Annotated in this window: 2 protein-coding genes; both read left to right on the forward strand. The window is 41.0% G+C overall.

Going from position 1 to position 6,468, the window contains the following annotated elements:
• The first annotated feature begins 23 nt into the window (after positions 1-23).
• Positions 24-2,726, forward strand: coding sequence for a glycoside hydrolase family 10 protein (locus tag H6G73_RS18425; RefSeq protein WP_190607128.1), 2,703 nt, complete (start codon positions 24-26; stop codon positions 2,724-2,726).
• A gap of 532 nt (positions 2,727-3,258) precedes the next feature.
• A complete protein-coding gene (locus H6G73_RS18430; protein WP_190607130.1) occupies positions 3,259-6,366 on the forward strand; it encodes a PAS domain S-box protein in 3,108 nt (1,035 codons plus the stop codon).
• Positions 6,367-6,468 lie beyond the last annotated feature (102 nt).

Below are 6,468 nucleotides of genomic sequence, written 5' to 3' on the forward strand. Positions count from 1 at the left end.
CTTCTGCGTGAAACAAAAAAATAATGACCAAAATTTTCCAATTACCAATCAAAATAGCCGGATTATTAATTGTCCAAATTCATTTATTTACAGTTAGCTTACCAACCCAAGCACAAACCACAGACCCAATTTTAAGTGTAGTCAAAGACCCAAGTAATCAGCAAAGATGGAGAGCGATCGCTAATCGATTACAGGCATCTGGTGTCAATTATTGTGTTATTCCTCTGCCAGGGCTGAAAATTACCGCTAACTTCGGTAAACCCCAAATATTATTATTACCTAATATAGAAACTTTAACTCCTGAACAGGCGATCGCCCTAGAACAGTGGACACAAAGAGGTGGAAAGCTGATTGTCACAGGGCCTGTAGGTAGTTTATCCACACCTGGTGTACGTCAACTTTTACAAAAATTACTCGGAGGTTACTGGGGATTTAGTTTAAATAGTCCTCAACAATTACAATCAGCTAATTCCAATGTGAGTAGTTGGGCTAAACCACCAGAACTATTTGGAAAAATCCAGGGTGGAGTAATTATTCCTAACCCAGCTACCAGTCAAACAAGTGCTGTTTGGCAGGCCCAAGGATATCCCGCAGCTGTTCTCACCTCAGCAACCGCTACTTTTTTAGGTTGGCGTTGGGGAATTGATACTGCTTCCAGTCGAGAATTAGATGTTGCTTGGTTAAAAGCTGCACTGCAACGTTATGTTGAACTTCCCAAACCCAGCCCAAAACCAACTTCTCACCATCGCCCTTGTGACCCTGCAATCACAACCAATACTAAACCGAAATTACCGCCCATAGGGAAAAAGCCTAAACCCAATACCAGACGCAAAACCCATATCGCAGGAAATAACAAGCCTTCTCCCACAAAGTTACAGCCTGCAACCAAATCCACACCCAGCAATTACCGGGAAGCCATTGACCAGCTAGAAGAAGCCGTCAGATTAGATGTTGTGCCTAATTCTAATGAACCAATTTCCCCAGAAGCAGCGATCGCTTTGCAACAAGAATTAGAAAACTTGATTGGTCGAGTTGAAAGCGCCCATTTAGCTGCATCAATATCTGGGTCTTCCCGGCGCAAAACTACATCTGCTACACCACAACCAGTCAAATCAATCACCAGCAACCTCTCAGAGGCTGATTTACAGGTGGTATTAACCCAAGCCAGGGAAATCGCTAAAAATATACCCTTCCTCGTTGAACGTCAAAATTTTGCCCTAGCACGTCAGCAGTGGTTACAAGCTAAAACAAAATTGTGGCAGCAATTTCCTATTGATCAACGTCTAGCACAACCAGAAATTCGCGCAGTTTGGTTAGATAGGGGGACTATTATCCGCGCTGGCAGTGAAGCCGGACTGGCCAAAATTTTCAACCAACTGGCCCAAGCTGGCATTAATACAGTCTTCTTTGAAACCGTTAACGCCAGTTATACCATTTATCCCAGTCGAGTCGCCCCCCAACAAAATCCCTTGGTGAAAAATTGGGACCCCCTGGCAGCCGCAGTCAAATTAGCCCATGGACGGGGGATGGAATTACATGCTTGGGTCTGGACATTTGCTGCCGGCAACCAACAACACAATCAAATTCTCAACCTTGACCCCAACTATCCAGGGCCTGTCCTGGCTGCGCGTCCTGATTGGGCTAATTATGACCAGCTAGGAAATATGATTCCTGTTGGTCAAACTAAACCCTTTTTTGATCCAGCTAATCCCCAAGTCAGACAATATTTACTTGACCTGTTTGCAGAAATCGTCACTCGCTATCAAGTGGATGGTCTGCAACTAGATTACATTCGTTATCCCTTCCAAGACCCCTTTGTCAATCGCACCTATGGCTATGGTCAAGCTGCGCGGGAACAATTTTTACAACAAACAGGTGTAGACCCAGTAAATATTTCTCCTACACAAGGGGAGTTGTGGCAAAAGTGGACAGCATTTCGTACCCAGCAAGTTGATAATTTTGTGGCAGAAGTTGCCCAGATGCTACGGTCAAAACGCCAAAATTTAACTTTGTCTGTGGCTGTCTTCCCCTTACCAGAATACGAACGCATTCAAAAGTTGCAACAAAATTGGGAAGTTTGGGCAAAACGGGGAGATATAGATTTAGTTGTCCCCATGACCTATGCTTTGGATACTCCCCGGTTTCAACGACTGGCCCAACCTTGGATTAAATCAACTCAATTAGGTGCTACTTTATTGGTTCCGGGAATTAGGTTGTTATCTTTGCCTAACTTAGGGGCATTTGATCAGTTGCAATTGGTACGGGATTTACCAGCTATTGGTTATGCACTGTTTGCAGCTGAGAATTTTAATAATCAATTAGATGAGATTTTGATGAAAACTCAAGGTCAATCTTCCGTTAAAGGTGAACCAATTCCTCACCGTCATCCTTTTCGGGCTGCGGCTTGGCGCTATGCAGCTTTACAAAAAGAATGGCAGTTGATGCAGGAAAGAGGACAATTGTCTATATCTGCAAATGTGCTAGCCGATTTTAGTCGTCGGGCTGAAGAATTAAACAATGCTTTAAATCAATTGGCAGCTTTACCTTCCGCTAGTAATTTAATTGAGGCGAAAACATTACTCAATCAGTTTCAATCTCAATTTCCCACTTGGATGCAGTCGGCTACAACGCCACAGTCATATCACATTCAAGTTTGGCAACATCGCTTGTTAACTATTGACAGACTACTGCGCTATGGTGAACGTCGCAGGAATTTACAGCCATAGGTGATACTGTTTAACTGTAATTAGGTTGTGCTGAAATATTTCAAGAAGTAGAAACTAGGAAGGAAGTTAAGAAGTTGTGAAAATTATTGAAGGCTAAAAAACTACCTGGCTTTTTATGTCTTCATCGCTTCTTCTTGCCATTTTTCCTATCTTTAATCAACCTCAAGTCGTTGATTGATAACGATTTCACGACTTTTTCAGCTAGCCAGAATGAATATGACAAATGGCTAATCCCTACAAAAAATGTATATGTACCAGGATTGATCAGGGTTGCCGTGAATTGGTATGAGGGCATTGGGTACAGAAAATTTGAGATTGGATCTTTTGATATCAAAATCAAAAATCCCAGATTCATACCCGTTTCATTACTTATCTGTCAAGTGATTTGTTAGTAACTTAATAAAAATTAACCGTGATCTTACCAAATAATATATGACCAATTTAGAGTCAAAATATTAACAGTTCAGTGAGTCAATGGAAAAATTCACAAATTGAGAGAAATATTCTTTGAGCGTAGTTGTCAAACTGGAACATGCAAGCATCTTCTCTATCTCTGGCATTACACAATTTAGATTTAATGATAGATCGCTCCCCATTGACGGTAGTGCCAGAAACACCTGCGTTAGATGCGATCGCTTTAATGGCTAAATCAGGAAAAGGTTTGTTAGTTCAATCAGCTACACAGGTTGTGGGTTATTGTACAGCCCAAGATGTTGTGAATCTAGTCAATGCTGGTGTGGATTTCAAAACCATTACCATTGCAGAAGTGATGCAAACCTCAGATATGACCTTGAAACTGAGAGAAATCAATGTTTTACCCCAGGTGTTATATCTGTTATGTCAAGATCAACGGTTATTACCTGTGGTCGATGACCATAATCAGTTGATAGGGACAATTACATTTGAGAGTATTGGTTTAGCTTTAGCAACCTCTGAGGAAGTCTTTTCTCCCTTGGACTTTACAGTAGATAAATGGGAATTATTTTCGTCCGCTATAGATACTTCAGATGATGCAATTATTATTACTAAGGTTAATCCTTGGGAAGAACTTTTAGCCTCCAGAATCGTTTATGTCAATCCCGCCTTTACTGCTATGAGTGGTTATAGTAGTGGGGATATTCTGGGGGAAACACTACCTAAGTTACTAGGAGAGGAAGCTAACTCGCAAAAATTAGAGAAAATCGGCAATGCGCTACAAGCTGGTTCACCATTTAAAACAGAAATCATTCATCAACATCAAAATGGTAGTTGCTTCTGGGTGGAGTTAAATATATTTCCACTCAAAGACCGTCAAGGGACAACGACCCATATTGTTTATATTCAAAAAGATATTAGTAAGAATAAACAAATAGAAGAATCTCTCAAACTACATCAAGAGTTATTGCAGCAGTTAACCAACAATATTACTCAAGTATTTTCGATTTGGGATCTGCGGCAAGAACAGTTATATTATGTCAGCCAAGCCTATGAAAAGGTGTGGGGTAAAAGTCGCGATCGCCTTTATGCCAATGTTTTAGAATATTGGGACTCGATTCATCACCTCGATGGCGATCGCTTCAACCAACAACTGGCCATGGTCAAATCGGGGGAATCCTTAACAACAGAATATCGGATTGTCCGCCCCAATGGAGAAGTACGTTATTTACAAAGCAAGATTTGGCCCCTAAAAAATGAATGGGGTGAAGCGGTCTATCTAGCTGATTTAGCTGAAGATGTGACAGAAGAACAGCAAATAATTGCTGATTTAGAAGAACATAAACATCGCTTGAGTTTGGCTTTAAAAGCGACTAACGCCTTCTATTGGGAACGTAACCTCCAAAATGACCAAATGTCATTTTTCATGGCCGATGAGACTGTATTTCATCAGCCAGAAATTTCCTATGCTCAAGCCTTGGAATCCATACATCCAGACGATCACCACAAAATCGAACTTGCCCATCAACAAGCGATCGCCAATGCTAGTGCCTTTGAGCTAGAAGTTAGGCTCTTAGTGACTGAAAGCTTATCAGAGTATAAATGGTATTTAGCTAGGGGTTTTGTCATTACTGATACCAACAATCAACCAACCCGTCTCATTGGTGTTGCTGTTGATATTACTTCCCGTGTCCTCTCGGAAACGAAAGTAAAGCATCGGGAACAAAGATTTAGCGCCATTTTCAATGGCACATTTCAGTTTACTTGCCTACTCACCTTAGAGGGCATCGTCCTAGAAGCCAACCGCACTGCATTAGAGTTTGGGGGACTAGAACATCAAGATGTGTTTGGACTACCCCTGTGGCAAACACCGTGGTGGGACACTACCGTACAAACACAGGAACATCTAAAAGGTGCGATCGCGATCGCATCTCAAGGAGAATTTGTACGCTATGAAGTAAATATGATTAGTGCTGACAGTACACCGAGAACCATTGATTTCTCCCTAAAACCGCTAACAAACGAAGCGGGAACAATCGTTTTGCTCATCGCTGAAGGCAGAGATATTCATGACCTCAAACAAGCACAAGCAGCACTAGAATTAGTCAACCAAGAACTAGAAACCAGAGTCCAAGAGCGAACAATGGCATTAACAGAAAGCAATCGCCTATTGTTATCAGAAAAGGAACGCTTTCACTTTTTAGCTGAGTCCATTCCCCAACAAGTATGGATCGCTCAAGGTAATGGCAATCTTGAATATGTGAATCAAACTACTCTTGATTACTTCGGTTGCACACCAGAAGAAATTTTGGATTGGCAATGGCAACAATGGGTACATCCTGATGATTTATCACGGTGTATTGCTACTTGGAAACAATCCCTCACTACAGGAGAAAGTTACGAAATAGAATTCCGATTAAAGCATCATCATTCCTCTACTTATCGGTGGCATTTATCCAGAGCAGTAGCTTTGCGCGATCATCAGGGTAAGGTATTAACTTGGTTTGGCACCAACACAGATATTGATGATCGTAAACAAGAAGCGGCGACTATGCAAGTGATGCAGCAACAGCTACAGGCAATTTTAGATCATTCTTCAGCGGTCATGTATGTTATCGATACAGAGAATAAATTTTTATTAGTCAATAAAAAAATTGAACAAATACTGAAACTCAGCCAAACAGAATTAATCAATCAACCTATTCAAAAGTTTTGGGATGCAGAAATAGCTCAAGATTTTATTAAAAATAACCTCCAAGTTATTTCTTCTGGCCAACCTTTAGAAGTGGAAGAACTTGCTACCCATGATGACGGATTACACACTTATTTATCAGTCAAGTTTCCCCTCAAAGATATTAATGGCATGACCTATGCTGTGTGTGGTATTTCTACAGATATTACAGACCGCAAAAGAGCAGAACAAGAATTAAGGCAAAGTGAAGAAAGATTCCGCATCTTAGTAGAAGGTGTCAAAGACTATGCCATCTATATGCTCGACCCCACAGGCAAAGTTATGAGTTGGAATTACGGCGCTGAATGTATTACGGGTTATAAAGCTTCGGAAATTATTGGTAAAGAATTTGCTTGCTTCTTTCCACCAGAAGAGGTTTTAAATGGCTTACCAAATCGACAACTAGAAATAGCATATCGCCATGGTCGGTTTGAGTGTGAAAGCCTATTTGTACGCAAAGATGGGACTTTATTTTGGGCAAATTGTATTTTATAGCTGTAGCCAGATTAATTAGGACGCTGCTTGCTTGAGAACGATTTCCATTGCTTCACGTAAATTATCCGATGTGGCTAAAAGCTTGCGAACCCTACTTTTCAA

Source organism: Richelia sinica FACHB-800 (assembly GCF_014698825.1).
In the GTDB taxonomy this organism is placed as follows: Bacteria; Cyanobacteriota; Cyanobacteriia; order Cyanobacteriales; family Nostocaceae; genus FACHB-800.